This is a genomic window from Marinobacter aromaticivorans, from assembly GCF_002806975.1.
GTDB classification, from domain to species: Bacteria; Pseudomonadota; Gammaproteobacteria; order Pseudomonadales; family Oleiphilaceae; genus Marinobacter; species Marinobacter aromaticivorans.
The window spans coordinates 39,903-52,697 of record NZ_NIHD01000010.1 but is presented as its reverse complement, the minus strand read 5'-3'; the positions used below and the strand labels follow the sequence as shown (position 1 = coordinate 52,697).

The window sequence follows — 12,795 nt, the reverse complement described above, 5'->3', positions numbered from 1 at the left end:
TCTGGTTGCGTGGTGCCAGATTTTGCCAGACGGATTTTTACATTCTTAGGTGTGGGTTGTCGCAGAGTCAGCGGTTAACGATCCGCTCAACCTGCCTTCGTGAGAGATTAAACTCCTTCGCCAGCTCGTCGTGATTGTTGCCCCGGAAGGCGGCGCGTATTTTAGCGTTACGGGCTTCGCGGTTTGGGCCTGGAATGTAGATGGGGCCACCGCCAGCTTCCCGGCGCATCTCTACGGTGATCTGATCCGCCAACACTGCTGCCGCTGATTCCGTTAGCGCAAAGCCGCGGATAATCGATGCAGTGAGGATTCGGTGCAACTCAACCGCTGTATCGGTATCACAGTTCAGGTCGCTAATCACAGTCGTCCACTCCAGTCTGATTTTCCAATACCCCGGGGCTTTGGTGCCGGGCGTTGTTTTTGTATGGGTTGGCGGGCGCGGCGCTCGTCTGAGCTTTCGCGTTCGGAGTTGTGCTCGATGGGCCGGGCCCAGGGCTGCGCTGGGTTGTCCCAGTTAATGCGGTCGGCGCCCAGGTGCAGGGCACCCGCCCAGATCATGGCGCAAAGGTCGATGGCTTCGTTGCGCTTGCGAATTTTGCGGTATTTGCCGTTTGGCTCGCGGATTTCGGCCCGCATCTCGTCCCAGAAGTAGGCCCCCAGCCAGGTAGGGAAATGCAGGCGCGAATTACCATCGGTCGCCCTTCGGCTGGCATTGAATACCGCGTCTTTCAGCAGGTTGGGGTTGCACAGCAGCTGGTGTACGTCTTTACGGGATTCGCTGCCTATGCGGGTTCGTTTCAGGATGGCCGCACCTGCGGCGCTGCCGCCTTTGTAAAGCCGGGCCTTGTCGCCCAGGCCTTCACGGCGCAACCGTCGCCACCAGCGTTTTGCATTTTCGGTTACGCCATCTTCACCGCCGGAGTCGGCAACCAGTAAGCGCACCCGGAGCTCCTGCCCTTCTTGCGTTGTTCGATAGGTCGCTTTGATGACTTTTTCTGTGAGCATGTCCCAGTCTTCCGGATAGCTTGCCGGATCAATTGGGGACATCTCGCCGCCTACGCCGGGGCGGCCACTGTCTTTAATTTCGTAGCGGTCGATCAGCCACTGCTCCATGTGCGGGCCGAATGCGTGTACCTGGACAACAAACCGAGAGTTTTGGCCGCCCTGAACGTCTGCGCTGGCGATCAGGAAGCGGGCGTTTTCTGGTACCTGGTACCGGGGGAAGTCTTCGGCCATGTCTGCTAGCTCGCCGCGCTGTGACTCCTCACGGATGGCCATTGGCAGGTACGGCATGGCTTGGTCTGTGTTGATGGTTACCCGCAAGGATTCTTCATCACCTGCCGATGAGTAGCTACGCAGCGCTTGCAGATACCGGAGGATGAGATTGTTCCAGGACTGATAAGCAGCTGACGCGCCGCCAAGCCAATAGCTGGCAATGCTGGAATGTATGCCGCCATCAGATTTCAGGCCAGACTTGCTGATCTCCTGGCCATCACGCAACCAATGCCCGCCCTGCAGCATGCGGTTCTTCTCGCGGGAATCGGCACCGGAACCGCAATGCGGGCAGAACACCACGGCATGCTCGGTGGCCAAGGCCGACAGATCGGCACTGCGCACAAGCTTCAGCAGGTCGTTTTCACTGGGCAGGCTCGCGAACAGCCCAAGGCCCGGCTTTACTCGGAAGAACTCACCGCAATGGACGCACGGCCAGTAGGATTGGCGGCGGTCGCCTCGGTTGTAGATGCCCAGAATGCCGCCAGCGGGCGGCGCTTCGTGGTCGGTTTCGAGCCTGTAGTTAGGGTCAGTGATGGGCTTACCTGGGGAGGATTCCACCATGCACATTCCGCGGCTGAGGAATGTGGTGGTACGTTTCAGCCCAAGCTGGTAGGCGGAGCCCTCGCCGTCCACGTTGTCCGGCATGCGGTCGTAATCGGTCAGGGCAACGTACCGGTAATCGCTCGATGACAGCTGCGAGGCAGAGGGCCAGCCGATCTTGAGCCACATGCCGTGCCGGAATAACTTGTCGTGGGTGTTGTCATCTTGCCCGCGCAGGCTGAGCAGGTCGGCCATTTTCGGGCTGTGGCGGATGGCTCGGTCGATCCGGGTTTTTGAGTAGTCCCTGGCCTTATCCTGCGTCATCTGAACAATAAGCATATCACCGGGATCACAGGTGACTGCGTAGGTCACCCAGGCATCCAGCAGCCCCATGGTTTTGCCAGATCTGGCAGGCCCCACGAACACAACAGCCTCATGCTTGCGGCTGGCCAGCATGTTCATGGGCTCGATCATGTACGGAGTTTCTTTTGCTGACCAATAGCCTGTGTATCCGCCGGGCTGGACGATGCGCAGGGTTTCAGCCGCGCCGTCAGCAACTGGCACCCGGCGGGCTGGTCGGAACGCTTCAGCAGCGGCGGTTATGATCGGGAGTGCGGCGCCATAGCTGCTCATGCGGGTGTTACCTCTTCTTCAAGATCCAACGCCACCAGCTCAGTGAGCTTGTCCGCCAGCGCGTCCATTTCGGCATCGAGGGCAATGTCGATGGCCTCAACGATGTCTGGCGTGCAGCCGGTGCGGCGCTCGATGTTGTCTGGCAGACTGCGCAGGCCCTGGGCAATGGCGCTGAACGCTGTGGCCACTACGCGCTCCACTTCTTGCGCGGGGATAAGCTCACGGTCTTGCACCTGGAGCGCTCGGCGCTTGGTTTCAGATTCATACCAGGCCTTGCGGTCGCTGGGCAGCATCTCGTCGGGGTCGATACCTTCCGGCGCATCCTTAACACCAAACCGCCACTTGGCCACTTCGACGGCATCAAAGGCCCACGGCCTGCCTGGGGCGCCACGCTCAATTACCGGGCAGTTCCGGCGGCACCAGCCATCCACCGCCTGAACAGAAACTCCGAAGAATTCTGCCAGCTCAGATTTGTTCAAGCGTCTCAGTTGTTCAGCTTTGGATAACCGCACTACCTGCTTCACCGGCCAGACCCCAACAACAACCCTATGATTTTCAAAAAACTCTCGAAATCCGCGATTCCGCGCCCCCGTACGCCGCTAAGGCTCAGGAGTACCTTTTGATTTTTTTTCGCGCAAAGTTTTTCCGGAAGATTTCCACTCGCGCAAAGTTTTTTTATCCGCGTTGCATTGATCCAGCGCAGACTCGACACGAACACAATGCTCCGCCACATCACCCCAAGTCTTCCCGGTGTAATAGGGTGCCGGTGTTGGCTGGATGAGTGCAGCTGGCGGATAGACATACTCAGTCTTCGTCCTTACTACCGGTGGGCTGGCGGCGCAGGCTGTTAGTAACAGCATCAGGGTGGCGAGTGTTAGCGCAGACATCAGCCTGCAATGCCTTGCGCAGTCTTTCGGCTGTCTCATTGGCTTTCCTTTCTGCTTGCTGCTGGGCTTGGAGTGCCTGGGATACCAGGGAATCACGCAACTGGAGTTCGGCCTGGAGTGCATCGTAATCTGTGGCGTTGAGTTGGATGGTTTCGGTGTACTGCTTGTTTGCCTGCTCCAGTGTGCCCAGGCTCTCGTTCAGGCTGTCGCGCTCCTGCATCAGTAGCCAGATCACTCCAGACATCGTTGAGAGCAGCAGCACAACCACGCTGACGACATAGGGCAGGGCCTTGCCGGTTAATGCATCGAGTATCATCATCGTCCCCATTTCGCTTTCGCTACTTCCTGCGCCATGTTGCCCCCGTAGTAGCTGACTATCAGAGTACCGCTTATGCCGTATGACCAGCCTATGACTGCGCCCATGGCTGATAGAGAGCCCGGGCTGAGCAACTCAATTACTGCCCACCATGGCGTTTGTGCAAATGCCCAGGCCATCCCGTAGTAATAGCCAGCACGCCTATGCTTCCAGTAGCGCTCTGGGTCTGGATGCTCACTCATTGACCGCTCTCTGCTTTCGTTCATTTACCCACTCCGCCCGCCAGCTGAAATACCTGCAATCCTGCGTCTGCATCTTGAACTGCCGTGCCGCCATCCTCGTTATGTTGTCATAAGCCACATCACTGCTCCCCGCTCTGATCTTGTTGAGCTCTGTCTTGTAGGCCTGCCGGTTGCCGGTGAGGGCAATGTCAATCAGGCGGTTGGCTGCAATGTGCTCAGGTCTCAAGCTCCACCTCGCCAAGGAACATCAAGCAGCAAACTGCATGTGCGGCATGGTGCAGGCCTGTCTCCTCATCCCTCTTTATGCCCTGGGATAGCGCGTTAATGTGGCGCTTGGCTGCGGCGATGTACCGACGACGAAGATCAGGGACATGACGCCAGTTATCCGGGCTGTATTTTTGAGCACCAGCTGTCAGCACCCGGGCTACCTCCATCTCCATCAACGGCGGTATCAGATCCATCATGGGCTTATCGCTGTCGTACTTGATGCCCCGGGCCTCAAGGCCTTCGATTCTTCCAGGCTCCTGACCCTTGTAGTGCAGGCCGTCATTGCCGTTAGGCCCGATGTTCTCCATGCGCCTTTCCGCTTCGGCCCATGCCTCATCTTCTTCCGGTGTAACTGCGTAGGTATCTGTCACGCTACCCCCTTAATGCTCAGAACTCCCATGTCCAAAAGCACTCGCCAGGTGCGGATTTGGGCCCGGCGCAAATACCAATCCTGATAGTCACGCTCAAGCCCTGGCCACTTGGCCCGGCCATCGATCACAGAGTGGCAGGCGTCACACGCGAAACAGGCGGACAGATCATCCGCTTTGCGGGCAATACCGTGGCTCTCGTCAGGTAGGTGGGCCAGCACAGTGGTCTCCCACTGGCCATTGCACGCGCCAACGATTTGCAAGGTGCAGCTCTGTCCGCGAGCTGCATCGCGCACGTGCTTTGATTTTATGGGGATTGCCTTCTTCAGCATCTCAGTCTCCGTGGTACCGGGCACCGGCAGCGCCATAGCCCCTGTCGTTTCTGTCTGCCATTACGTCCGCCAGCTGCTGGCGGAGTTTGGCGTTCTCTTCTCGCTGCTCCCTCAGGCGAATGGTTAGCTGCAGCCTCAGTTCATCTTCCGCCAGCGGTTCGCCTGTCTCCTTGCACACCATTCCGGAGTGGCCGCAATAGTCGCAGGGCAGCTCATAAAACATCGGCTTCACAACGCCACGGCCATTGCATTGCGGACAGCGCTTCAGGGGTCGTTTCTCTTTTCTGAGTGATGGCCCTGAACGCTTCTTCATGCTGTGGTTGCCTTTTTCTTGCGCTTAACCCTCGAGCTTTTAAAGCCCATCAGATCAAGCTCAATGTTGATGGCCTCTTGGCTTACCTGGTACTGGCGGCTGAGCGCGGCTTTGGTCAGTCGGATTATTTTCTGATCCAGTTCGGCCTTTTCCCGGGCGCATAAGCGGATCAGCTTTTGGTCGTCCTCATCCAGAACGCCTACGGGCAGACGGTTCTTAACCCGCTTTATCGTTACTTCGTTGCATCCAAACTTGGCGGCCAGAACCTTATCCGCCAGCTGCTCGGAGTCACGGCGGAGCTTTGCACCAGCCATGTACTCCCGGGCTGCTTCACGGGCCTTCAGCCGTTTCTGGTAGTGGGTCATTGTTCTGCGCCTTTGCTACGGTATGAATCCCAGTCAAAATCAAACGCCTTGCCGCCACTCTCACGTAGGCGATCAACAACACGCTCACCCAGGCAGATAGAGAGCTCGCTGGCGGGCAGGTTGGTGATGACTACGGTGGGCTTTTCCAGTAGGTAACGGGCATTGACCGCCTCGTAAGCCACAGTCTGTTCAAAATCTGTGAAGTTCTGCATGCCCACTTCATCGAGAATAGCCAGCTCTGAATTGGCGAAGCGATCATAAACATCCTGCTCGCTTTCTTCGGAATTCTTCCGCCAGCTGGCCTTTACATCCCTGACCAGTTCGGCAAACGTCCAGTAGTGCCCGGGCTTGCAGGTGCGAAGGATTACGTCCTCCAGCAGAGCGCAGGCGAGGTGAGTTTTTCCGTTTCCCACATTGCCCAGAAGGATCAGAGAGCGTCCAGCGTGCTCACCGCTGCTTACAATGTCGCTGTATTCGCGGATTTTGCGCAGGATGCTGGCGGATTTCCCGTTCACCGGGCGATAGGTGTCAAAGGATTTTCCGGAAAAGCGTTTCGGGATACCGCTCTGAGCAACGAAGCGCCGGGCGCGCTGGCGCATAAGTTCCATTTGGCGCTGGTATTCTTCCTCCCTCATGCGCTCTTGGTGCCTCTCCTCCGCGCACTGCGGGCAACCAGCCCAGCCCTCAGATGCGCGGCCTTTGCCGCTGTGGTGACGATCAATGAAATCACCGTGCGTTTCGCAAAGACCATTCCGGCGATCATCGATGCCAAGAATTTTGTCCATTTGCTCATCGGGCACGCCGAGTACTTCAGAAATTAGCGACCCCATCGGGCACCCCCTGCTTCAAGCCTTTGCTGTAATCAATTTCACTGAACCCGGAGTGGCGGGGCCGGTCATTCGCAGATTTCGCGGGCATGGGCGCGTTGAGCTGGCCCAGGTAGTTATTAAATTTCTCTGCGTTGAACAGAGTTGCGGGGCGAAGATATTGCGAGAACCGGGGATCCCTGGCCCACTCTGCACACTTGCGGTCAATAACCGCCTTGAAGTCGCTCAGAGTTGCGCCCTCCTTGGCCCTGGCTCGTATGAGTCGGATACTCGCCTGAACGGGACGAAAGTTTCTTCCTGCCGCACGATTCAGGTACTCGATCACCTCAGCAGAAATGTCGGGTTTGCCGACAAGGTCTTTAGGTTCACTGACAGGTTCACTGACAGATTCAAAAGAGTGACTGATTCCGGGTGCAGAATTTTCACTAGGGGGTGGTGCAACGGTTTCACTAGGTGGTGCAGAATTTTCACTAGGTGGTGCAATATTTTCACCATCTGGTGCAGAATCTTCACCACCAAGCGTGACAATATAAATGTTTGTGGCGTTGCCCTTTGGCCCCTTTCGAGAGCGCTTCTGAATCAACCCAGATTTGCACAGCTCTTCGATGTGATCCATTGCGCTGCGGCGGCTGATCTCGCACTGATCGGCTATGTACTGGTAGGAAGGCCAGCATTCGCCTTGGTCGTTGGCGTTATCCGCCAGCTTCAGCAGCACCAGCTTTCGGGCTGCATTGCCAACTTGAGCGCCAAAGGCCTGAGCCATAAGCATAAGACTCATTACTGAAGCTCCAAAGATTGCTGAGTTGCCCACATCTGCTGCAGCTTGCGCAGACCTTTGCCGGTAACAAGCGTGGTTAGGGAATCCTTGAGCCCCCTATCTGGGTCGTTGTAGCGGTTTACCTTCACGTCCAGATAGCCCGCCTCGATGACTCTCTGATAGGGCTCATTTCGGCGAGACACCCAGCCTTTCTGGCGAAGAAAAGCCATAAGCCGGTTTTGGCCTGATCCGATGATCTTGGCGGCTTCGGCGACGGATATTGCGCCAGGCGATACTTCAACCTGCCTGGCAAACTCGACATAAGGGCGTGACTGCTCAAGCTGCGCAAGGGCGGCCTGCTTGCCTTCCACTTCGTCAGCCCAAGCTCGGGCGGCTACGGCGGGGTTGGTGAAGTCGGGCAGGGAGGCGGTTGCTTTCTGTTCAAGCTCCTGCCAGCGATCCACCAGCTTGGCGGTAAACTCCGGCGAGAGCTGAGCGACAACCACATAGCTGTCGCGCTTGCCCACCATGTACTCACGAACGGTCTGGCCAAGATGGTTTTTAACTTCCTCAGACTGAGGAAGTTGGATTACCTGCCGGGCAGCCAAGGTTTCGATGGTTCTGCGCACGTTGTCGTGCCGAGACTCAACAACCCGGGCTATCTCTCGGCTGCTCATTGTGATCTGCTCCCGGTTGCCGCTTAAAATCAGATCAGTCATAATATCTACCTCTTGAGACTTTCCCCGGCGAGCTGTTTCCGCAGCGTTTGAGCCGGGGTTTTTCGTTTCTGGGTTCTCACTTCTCAAAACAGGGCTACCAGCCAGCGCCAGAAGCGCTTCAGGTAACCCGCAAATCCAAAGGGGCGCGGGGAATCTCCGCACTCAGCACAAACGTCACCGGCTCAGACCACTCAGACACACGATCCGGGGCCTCTTTTGCGAAGCTGCGCAGGGCAATCGTGTGCTCGCCATACTCCAGGGGCAGGTCAGCAATCGGGGCTGTATACCGGTTATCCGGCTGCAGCTGGCCCGGGATGGTGACGATGGGCGAAAAAATTCCTTTCTGGTCCAGCCCCACTTCGTATTCCAGGGCGTAGGTGATTTCAGTGCCGTCCACGTTGGTGGTGGGCGCTGTCCAGCTCATGGTTTCTGGGTTGACCTTCATTGCCTGTCTCCTTCGGCGGGCATACAGCCCGTTACCGTTACCTTCACGCCGCCGCCCTTCATGGGCTGGTCAGGATCGAAAAACGGATGAATGCGAAACTTGCTGTCGTCAATTTTCAGTGCATCCGCCAGCCCATCACGCCCGCTTTTGAACGATGCGATTACGTTGTCATCGTCCCGGTGCCGCCGGTCTGGAGGGTAGAAGTCGATGAACAGGTGCACTCGTCCGCCAGCTTCGACAACGTCACGCAGTGCTGGCACATCCCAGGCTGCGTCCTGGATCTCCTGCAGGGATTTAATCTTGCAGGCGTGCCTGTAGCGCTTCGCAATTGTGGATTTCTTGGCCCAGTGCACTCTGGCGTTCGGGCTCAGTTCCCGGGCTGGCCACGGCAGCATTACTTGCCACTTTCGTGGTGCTTCCGGGTCGGTTTGCTTAGCTACTGCATTTCGTGACATGTCACGTTTTGCCTTTTTTTGAGATAACCCCGGCGTACCTGGTGGCAGAGGCCGGGGTCGTATTGCTTTACAAGTTCACAGCTGTCATTGCTTTGATGCACTGCCGGGCCGGACTCACTCGCCAACATGCTTGATGCGACGACGCCAGCCGATCTGCGCATCTGTGAAGGGCTATCGCTACAGCTTTACCGCTCCCACAACGGGGCAAGTAACCCTTCCAGATACGGGCTCCTTACGAGAGCCAGGCGGCACGGTCACCGGGGCGGCAAGGTCGGGATCCTTCGGCCCATGCTGCTGGCGTTCTTCACCGGGACCCTATCTCCCAGTTTCAAATGGCGGCACTACCAGCTTTACCGGCTGCTTATTGCGCTGCAGCTCGCGCTTGCACATACACCTGTATACATATCCACCACCAGTCACCTCGGTATTTGAGTTGTGCCGGGGTGGTGTAATGGAAACCATCAGGCGGCCTCGTCGCCGCGGGGCGGGGAAATCAGATTGAACTGATCCCAGTCAACATCTGGACGAATATCTCTGGCGTTAGCTTTGCCGCCCGAATTTATGTGGAGACGAACCACAAGCTCGACGCCAAGTCTTTGCCCGGTTGATATTGCCTTTCTGAGATAGCCAAGCGAGGTGTTGCATGCGGCTGCATACGCTTCCTGGTCGGCTCTCGTTAGGCTGTTGAGGTAACTTTTTAATGGGTCCATGCGCGCTATATTTACCCACGGGTAACTATCCTGTCAACCCGCAGGACATTTACCAGAAAGTAATCGCCAAATATCCTTGCAAAATGGATATTCATAAAGTCCGCAGGGACAACCTTTCACGGTTAATTCGCAGCCAGTTTGACGGCAAACAACGGGCGCTAGCTGACGCTATAGACCGCCAGCCCGATTACATTTCAAGAGTCCTGAAGGGGACAAAGAACATTGGTGAGGGGTTCGCTCGGCATGTAGAAGAAAGTGTGGGTCTCCGCAAGGGATGGCTGGATCAAGCAATAGTTCTGGATGAAGCGCACAGAGCAATCGGAAGTCAGGTTCGTGAGGGGTTTTCGGATTATGGCGCAAACCCTGGGGTTGCTTTTACCGGAACGCCAAAGGAGAGCGGCGGCAAACGAGCCGATGAGTTGGAGTTCTTCGGGCGGATGGATGCATGGGACAGTAAAACACCACTGGACGACGATGAGGTTGAGTTGCCGTTATTCCGGGAAGTAGAGCTGGCAGCAGGCGCGGGCCAGACGGAAGTTGTTGAGAATCACGGGGCCAAACTCCGCTTTGCGAAATCCACACTGGCCAGAGCTGGCGTACAGAAAGAAAATGCAGCTTGCGCATTTGTTCGCGGCAACTCCATGGAGCCGGTTATGCCCGACGGAACCTGCGTAGGTGTGGACACCGGTGACACAACAATTAGGGACGGCGAAATATACGCTATCGATCACGGCGGAATGTTGCGTGTTAAATACCTGCATCGCAGGCCTGGCGGTGGATTAAAGATCGTTAGCCAAAACGCCGGCGAGCATCCTGTTGAAGAAATTACAGCCGATGAGATGGTCGCCAGCGTGCGGGTCATTGGCCGGGTTTTTTGGTGGTCGGTTCTAAGATAGGGAAGGGATTTATTATGCAAGGATGGTCAGTTTGGGCGGCTGCAGCAATCATATCAATAGCTTCAGTCCAGTTGTCGGCCCAAGAAATTGATATGACGGAATGCCTGTCCATAGACGATTCCGCCCAGCGGAAGGAGTGTTTCTCCCGGGTCTACTCAACGCCGGCGCCTAAACCCCCAACCCTGCCTTCTGGATGGTCAGAGACGCGGGCTTTTGACGAGATGCGCGGGCGCAAATCTTTTTACGTGCTAACTGCAAATATACCCCCTATGTGGCCGATGCAATTTCCGTATCATGACACCACGATGAAGCTCGCTATCGGCTGCAGCAGCAATCACGAGTGGGCTTATTTTGTATTTTCCACTTCGCCAAACATGCTCGGCGCCGATCTGCGCGATGAATATTCAGAAATCCAGGCTCAAGTGCTTTGGAGTGGCGACATCATTACCCATGGCTTCACTCAGGATCATGGGTCGCGCTTCTTAATGTTTGATGATAGCGCGGAGGTGATCCGGCGACTGGAAACGAACCCCACGATGATTGCAGAGTTTTCATGGTACGGCGAGGGGCGGGTTCAGTTCGCGGTTAAACTGACAGGTGGCTCTGATGCCATCAAGTACGTGAGATCCAAGTGCCGCTAAATATCGCTATCGCCAGCACTGTTGATACCCTGCCAGTTAAATGATGCTGGCGGTTTTATAATGCATTAAGAAAACCTTTTCTCCTACGTCAGCCCGCCGGGCAGATGACAGTAAATCCTGCGGCATCCTTCATATTTTCGGTGCAATACACTCATTGAAACGAGTCAGGTAGATATTTTTCAAAAAAGTTTACCCAAAGGTATTGACTGGAGTATTTACCCAAAGGTAATCTTTACCCATAGCGTTGATCAGGGAGACAACAGCATGGGTCGCAGACAAAAACCAACTTATCCAAGAATGCTCGTAGAGCTGGCGGACAACACGCTTTTACCGCCACGCCGCGCCGAAGTCGTCATGCTGGCGGCCAGAGGTATGAGCGCCAAAGAAATCGCCCGGGAACTGGGCATCTCGCCAGACACCGTTAACTGGCACCTCGACGAAGCCAAAGACCAATTCCACGCACACAGCCGTGTAGACCTCATCAGCCAAGGCTGGATGCAGGGCCTGTTCCGGGCTCGCATGCTTGCCTGGGCGCTGCTGGTGTTTGCTGCCGTGCCTGCTATGCGCAGCCGGCCATCGTCAGTGAGCTCATCCCGGCCACCAGTGACCGCCAGCCGCATCGGGCGCAAACAAATCAGCGCCAACTACGCATAACCAGGAGAACAATCATGAGAACGATCACCATCGAATTGCCAGACAACACGCCCATCATTTCGCTGATGCAATTTGCTGCTCAGATCAAGTGCGACATGAAGCTCGTGGAGCACAACCGGTTCCGGTTTTCGCCAGCCGAAGGCCAGAGCAACGTGGTGCGCATGCAATCCAGGCCGCGGGCCGTTAATGCACAAACGGGTCCAGGCGCCGCCTGAGCAGGGGATAGAGATGCTGATACTAACGCGCTTGCCCGGGGAAGCTGTGGTGATGGAAACCGCCAGCGGAGAGACCGCAAAAGTAGTAGTGCTTGAAAACCGGGGCGCTCAGGTGCGGCTTGGGGTGATTGCAGACAGGTCCATCTCGGTAGACCGGGAGGAAATTTACCTGAGAAAGCAAAAGGAGCGGGCATGAGCAACCGGAGAGAGCAAGCGAATAATTACCGTGAGGTTCGGGGCCTGTTTGGCGGGTATGTCGTCCTGTTTGGCAACGATGTTTCGGGCTGGGCCAAAGACTTTCCAAGGCCGGAGGCCTACGTGCCGGGCTGCATCGCTGTTGATGAGGCTGGTAACCAGTGGGAGGCAGTTGGCGGCAACGAACAGGATGGCGCGGAGCGTTGGGAGGTGAGCAATGGCTGATGCATACGGCTTGATATGGCCAGGCGACGAAGAGCTGCTAACTGTGTTCACGCCTGGTGCAGACCTGCAAGACCAGGTGGAGCGTTACAAGCTCCGCAAGGTACCTCTGGTGATCGAAACAGCCAAAAACCGGCATGCAGATGATTTGCACGAGGTGCTGAAAGACCTGGCCGCAATGGCAAAGATGGCCGTTGCGGCTCAGAACACATACCAGGCGGCTCTGCGAAATGCCGAGGAGCTGCTGAAACAAATTGATCGGGAATCCACGGAGGAAATGAGTGATGTCCAAGGGGCTGAGTAATCTCAATGAAACGCTGTTTGACCAGCTGGCGCGGTTGAACGATCCAAACCTCAAAGGAGAGGCGCTGGAAACCGAGATCAAGCGGGCGCAGTCGGTAACAACCGTCAGCAAAGAGATCGTCTCTAACGCGCGGCTTGTGTACGACGCAGCCAAGCTCAAGATCGAGTACGGGCACAGCCACAAGATGCCCGAAATGCTTGAGATTAAGGGCTAAGGC

At 56.4% G+C, this 12,795-nt stretch carries 25 protein-coding genes; 9 read left to right on the top strand and 16 right to left on the bottom strand.

The window, feature by feature from the left end; all coding sequences use genetic code 11:
- Positions 1 to 67 precede the first annotated feature (67 nt).
- From CDH48_RS14390 to CDH48_RS14315, 16 genes are all read right to left on the bottom strand, one after another.
- Complete coding sequence (locus tag CDH48_RS14390; RefSeq protein WP_157807840.1) at positions 68 to 361, bottom strand: Mor transcription activator family protein; 294 nt, start codon at positions 359 to 361, stop codon at positions 68 to 70.
- On the bottom strand, positions 358 to 2,448 hold the full coding sequence (locus CDH48_RS14385) for a phage terminase large subunit family protein (protein ID WP_100689436.1): 2,091 nt from the start codon (positions 2,446 to 2,448) through the stop codon (positions 358 to 360). The genes CDH48_RS14390 and CDH48_RS14385 overlap by 4 nt, the downstream gene beginning before the upstream one ends.
- Positions 2,445 to 2,927, bottom strand: coding sequence for a DUF1441 family protein (locus CDH48_RS14380; protein ID WP_157807839.1), 483 nt, complete (start codon positions 2,925 to 2,927; stop codon positions 2,445 to 2,447). The genes CDH48_RS14385 and CDH48_RS14380 overlap by 4 nt, the downstream gene beginning before the upstream one ends.
- A gap of 120 nt (positions 2,928 to 3,047) precedes the next feature.
- A complete protein-coding gene (gene lysC / locus CDH48_RS19780) occupies positions 3,048 to 3,308 on the bottom strand; it encodes an Rz1-like lysis system protein LysC (protein WP_455429681.1) in 261 nt (86 codons plus the stop codon).
- Positions 3,253 to 3,663, bottom strand: a complete 411-nt coding sequence (locus CDH48_RS14370; RefSeq protein WP_100689433.1) for a DUF2570 family protein — start codon at positions 3,661 to 3,663, stop codon at positions 3,253 to 3,255. The genes lysC and CDH48_RS14370 overlap by 56 nt, the downstream gene beginning before the upstream one ends.
- Positions 3,651 to 3,893, bottom strand: coding sequence for a hypothetical protein (locus tag CDH48_RS14365; protein WP_100689432.1), 243 nt, complete (start codon positions 3,891 to 3,893; stop codon positions 3,651 to 3,653). Before CDH48_RS14365 ends, CDH48_RS14370 begins: the two co-directional genes overlap by 13 nt.
- A complete protein-coding gene (locus CDH48_RS14360) occupies positions 3,886 to 4,119 on the bottom strand; it encodes a hypothetical protein (protein WP_100689431.1) in 234 nt (77 codons plus the stop codon). Before CDH48_RS14360 ends, CDH48_RS14365 begins: the two co-directional genes overlap by 8 nt.
- Positions 4,109 to 4,531 (bottom strand): dATP/dGTP diphosphohydrolase domain-containing protein, encoded by a 423-nt coding sequence (locus CDH48_RS19220; protein ID WP_198515507.1) that lies wholly within the window; start codon positions 4,529 to 4,531, stop codon positions 4,109 to 4,111. Before CDH48_RS19220 ends, CDH48_RS14360 begins: the two co-directional genes overlap by 11 nt.
- On the bottom strand, positions 4,528 to 4,860 hold the full coding sequence (locus CDH48_RS14350) for a nuclease domain-containing protein (protein ID WP_100689430.1): 333 nt from the start codon (positions 4,858 to 4,860) through the stop codon (positions 4,528 to 4,530). Before CDH48_RS14350 ends, CDH48_RS19220 begins: the two co-directional genes overlap by 4 nt.
- Before the next feature lies 1 nt (position 4,861).
- On the bottom strand, positions 4,862 to 5,173 hold the full coding sequence (locus tag CDH48_RS14345) for a hypothetical protein (RefSeq protein WP_100689429.1): 312 nt from the start codon (positions 5,171 to 5,173) through the stop codon (positions 4,862 to 4,864).
- Positions 5,170 to 5,538 (bottom strand): hypothetical protein, encoded by a 369-nt coding sequence (locus CDH48_RS14340; protein WP_100689428.1) that lies wholly within the window; start codon positions 5,536 to 5,538, stop codon positions 5,170 to 5,172. Before CDH48_RS14340 ends, CDH48_RS14345 begins: the two co-directional genes overlap by 4 nt.
- Entirely contained in the window at positions 5,535 to 6,368 is an 834-nt protein-coding gene (locus tag CDH48_RS14335; RefSeq protein ID WP_100689427.1) for an ATP-binding protein, read from the bottom strand. The genes CDH48_RS14340 and CDH48_RS14335 overlap by 4 nt, the downstream gene beginning before the upstream one ends.
- Positions 6,349 to 7,143, bottom strand: coding sequence for a conserved phage C-terminal domain-containing protein (locus CDH48_RS14330; protein ID WP_100689426.1), 795 nt, complete (start codon positions 7,141 to 7,143; stop codon positions 6,349 to 6,351). The genes CDH48_RS14335 and CDH48_RS14330 overlap by 20 nt, the downstream gene beginning before the upstream one ends.
- A complete protein-coding gene (locus CDH48_RS19115) occupies positions 7,143 to 7,841 on the bottom strand; it encodes a phage antirepressor KilAC domain-containing protein (RefSeq protein WP_157807838.1) in 699 nt (232 codons plus the stop codon). Before CDH48_RS19115 ends, CDH48_RS14330 begins: the two co-directional genes overlap by 1 nt.
- A 118-nt stretch (positions 7,842 to 7,959) precedes the next feature.
- A complete protein-coding gene (locus tag CDH48_RS14320; protein ID WP_100689425.1) occupies positions 7,960 to 8,286 on the bottom strand; it encodes a hypothetical protein in 327 nt (108 codons plus the stop codon).
- Entirely contained in the window at positions 8,283 to 8,741 is a 459-nt protein-coding gene (locus CDH48_RS14315) for a RusA family crossover junction endodeoxyribonuclease (RefSeq protein ID WP_100689424.1), read from the bottom strand. Before CDH48_RS14315 ends, CDH48_RS14320 begins: the two co-directional genes overlap by 4 nt.
- 126 nt (positions 8,742 to 8,867) lie before the next feature.
- Between CDH48_RS14315 and CDH48_RS19110 the strand changes: the two genes are divergently transcribed.
- The 9 genes from CDH48_RS19110 to CDH48_RS14270 all read left to right on the top strand — a co-directional run bounded on the left by CDH48_RS19110 (position 8,868) and on the right by CDH48_RS14270 (position 12,792).
- A complete protein-coding gene (locus CDH48_RS19110; protein ID WP_157807837.1) occupies positions 8,868 to 9,173 on the top strand; it encodes a hypothetical protein in 306 nt (101 codons plus the stop codon).
- Between the two features lie 361 nt (positions 9,174 to 9,534).
- Positions 9,535 to 10,347, top strand: a complete 813-nt coding sequence (locus tag CDH48_RS19435; protein ID WP_227521100.1) for a S24 family peptidase — start codon at positions 9,535 to 9,537, stop codon at positions 10,345 to 10,347.
- Positions 10,348 to 10,361: 14 nt separating this feature from the next.
- Positions 10,362 to 10,988 carry a hypothetical protein gene (locus CDH48_RS14300; protein ID WP_100689422.1) on the top strand — a complete coding sequence of 209 codons (627 nt, stop codon included), beginning with the start codon at positions 10,362 to 10,364 and terminating at the stop codon, positions 10,986 to 10,988.
- Between the two features lie 264 nt (positions 10,989 to 11,252).
- Positions 11,253 to 11,642: a response regulator transcription factor gene (locus CDH48_RS14295; protein ID WP_100689421.1), complete on the top strand. Its 390-nt coding sequence runs from the start codon at positions 11,253 to 11,255 to the stop codon at positions 11,640 to 11,642.
- A 14-nt stretch (positions 11,643 to 11,656) separates the two neighbouring features.
- Positions 11,657 to 11,857, top strand: coding sequence for a hypothetical protein (locus tag CDH48_RS14290; RefSeq protein ID WP_100689420.1), 201 nt, complete (start codon positions 11,657 to 11,659; stop codon positions 11,855 to 11,857).
- 13 nt (positions 11,858 to 11,870) lie between these two features.
- Positions 11,871 to 12,053 carry a carbon storage regulator gene (locus CDH48_RS14285; protein ID WP_100689419.1) on the top strand — a complete coding sequence of 61 codons (183 nt, stop codon included), beginning with the start codon at positions 11,871 to 11,873 and terminating at the stop codon, positions 12,051 to 12,053.
- On the top strand, positions 12,050 to 12,277 hold the full coding sequence (locus CDH48_RS14280) for a hypothetical protein (protein WP_100689418.1): 228 nt from the start codon (positions 12,050 to 12,052) through the stop codon (positions 12,275 to 12,277). The genes CDH48_RS14285 and CDH48_RS14280 overlap by 4 nt, the downstream gene beginning before the upstream one ends.
- Positions 12,270 to 12,578: a hypothetical protein gene (locus CDH48_RS14275; protein WP_100689417.1), complete on the top strand. Its 309-nt coding sequence runs from the start codon at positions 12,270 to 12,272 to the stop codon at positions 12,576 to 12,578. Before CDH48_RS14280 ends, CDH48_RS14275 begins: the two co-directional genes overlap by 8 nt.
- A complete protein-coding gene (locus CDH48_RS14270) occupies positions 12,559 to 12,792 on the top strand; it encodes a hypothetical protein (RefSeq protein WP_100689416.1) in 234 nt (77 codons plus the stop codon). The genes CDH48_RS14275 and CDH48_RS14270 overlap by 20 nt, the downstream gene beginning before the upstream one ends.
- The last annotated feature ends 3 nt before the right edge of the window (positions 12,793 to 12,795 follow it).

Excerpts from the sequence above, each read along its gene's own strand:
- CDH48_RS14385 (WP_100689436.1), bottom strand. The coding sequence starts at position 2,448 with ATGAGCAGCTATGGCGCCGCACTCCCGATCATAACCGCCGCTGCTGAA.
- lysC (WP_455429681.1), bottom strand. The coding sequence starts at position 3,308 with ATGCTGTTACTAACAGCCTGCGCCGCCAGCCCACCGGTAGTAAGGACG.
- CDH48_RS14370 (WP_100689433.1), bottom strand. The coding sequence starts at position 3,663 with ATGGGGACGATGATGATACTCGATGCATTAACCGGCAAGGCCCTGCCC.
- CDH48_RS14365 (WP_100689432.1), bottom strand. The coding sequence starts at position 3,893 with ATGAGTGAGCATCCAGACCCAGAGCGCTACTGGAAGCATAGGCGTGCT.
- CDH48_RS14350 (WP_100689430.1), bottom strand. The coding sequence starts at position 4,860 with ATGCTGAAGAAGGCAATCCCCATAAAATCAAAGCACGTGCGCGATGCA.
- CDH48_RS14345 (WP_100689429.1), bottom strand. The coding sequence starts at position 5,173 with ATGAAGAAGCGTTCAGGGCCATCACTCAGAAAAGAGAAACGACCCCTG.
- CDH48_RS14340 (WP_100689428.1), bottom strand. The coding sequence starts at position 5,538 with ATGACCCACTACCAGAAACGGCTGAAGGCCCGTGAAGCAGCCCGGGAG.
- CDH48_RS14335 (WP_100689427.1), bottom strand. The coding sequence starts at position 6,368 with ATGGGGTCGCTAATTTCTGAAGTACTCGGCGTGCCCGATGAGCAAATG.
- CDH48_RS14330 (WP_100689426.1), bottom strand. The coding sequence starts at position 7,143 with ATGAGTCTTATGCTTATGGCTCAGGCCTTTGGCGCTCAAGTTGGCAAT.
- CDH48_RS19115 (WP_157807838.1), bottom strand. The coding sequence starts at position 7,841 with ATGACTGATCTGATTTTAAGCGGCAACCGGGAGCAGATCACAATGAGC.
- CDH48_RS14320 (WP_100689425.1), bottom strand. The coding sequence starts at position 8,286 with ATGAAGGTCAACCCAGAAACCATGAGCTGGACAGCGCCCACCACCAAC.
- CDH48_RS14315 (WP_100689424.1), bottom strand. The coding sequence starts at position 8,741 with ATGTCACGAAATGCAGTAGCTAAGCAAACCGACCCGGAAGCACCACGA.
- CDH48_RS19110 (WP_157807837.1), top strand. The coding sequence starts at position 8,868 with ATGCTTGATGCGACGACGCCAGCCGATCTGCGCATCTGTGAAGGGCTA.
- CDH48_RS19435 (WP_227521100.1), top strand. The coding sequence starts at position 9,535 with ATGGATATTCATAAAGTCCGCAGGGACAACCTTTCACGGTTAATTCGC.
- CDH48_RS14300 (WP_100689422.1), top strand. The coding sequence starts at position 10,362 with ATGCAAGGATGGTCAGTTTGGGCGGCTGCAGCAATCATATCAATAGCT.
- CDH48_RS14295 (WP_100689421.1), top strand. The coding sequence starts at position 11,253 with ATGGGTCGCAGACAAAAACCAACTTATCCAAGAATGCTCGTAGAGCTG.
- CDH48_RS14290 (WP_100689420.1), top strand. The coding sequence starts at position 11,657 with ATGAGAACGATCACCATCGAATTGCCAGACAACACGCCCATCATTTCG.
- CDH48_RS14285 (WP_100689419.1), top strand. The coding sequence starts at position 11,871 with ATGCTGATACTAACGCGCTTGCCCGGGGAAGCTGTGGTGATGGAAACC.
- CDH48_RS14280 (WP_100689418.1), top strand. The coding sequence starts at position 12,050 with ATGAGCAACCGGAGAGAGCAAGCGAATAATTACCGTGAGGTTCGGGGC.
- CDH48_RS14275 (WP_100689417.1), top strand. The coding sequence starts at position 12,270 with ATGGCTGATGCATACGGCTTGATATGGCCAGGCGACGAAGAGCTGCTA.
- CDH48_RS14270 (WP_100689416.1), top strand. The coding sequence starts at position 12,559 with ATGTCCAAGGGGCTGAGTAATCTCAATGAAACGCTGTTTGACCAGCTG.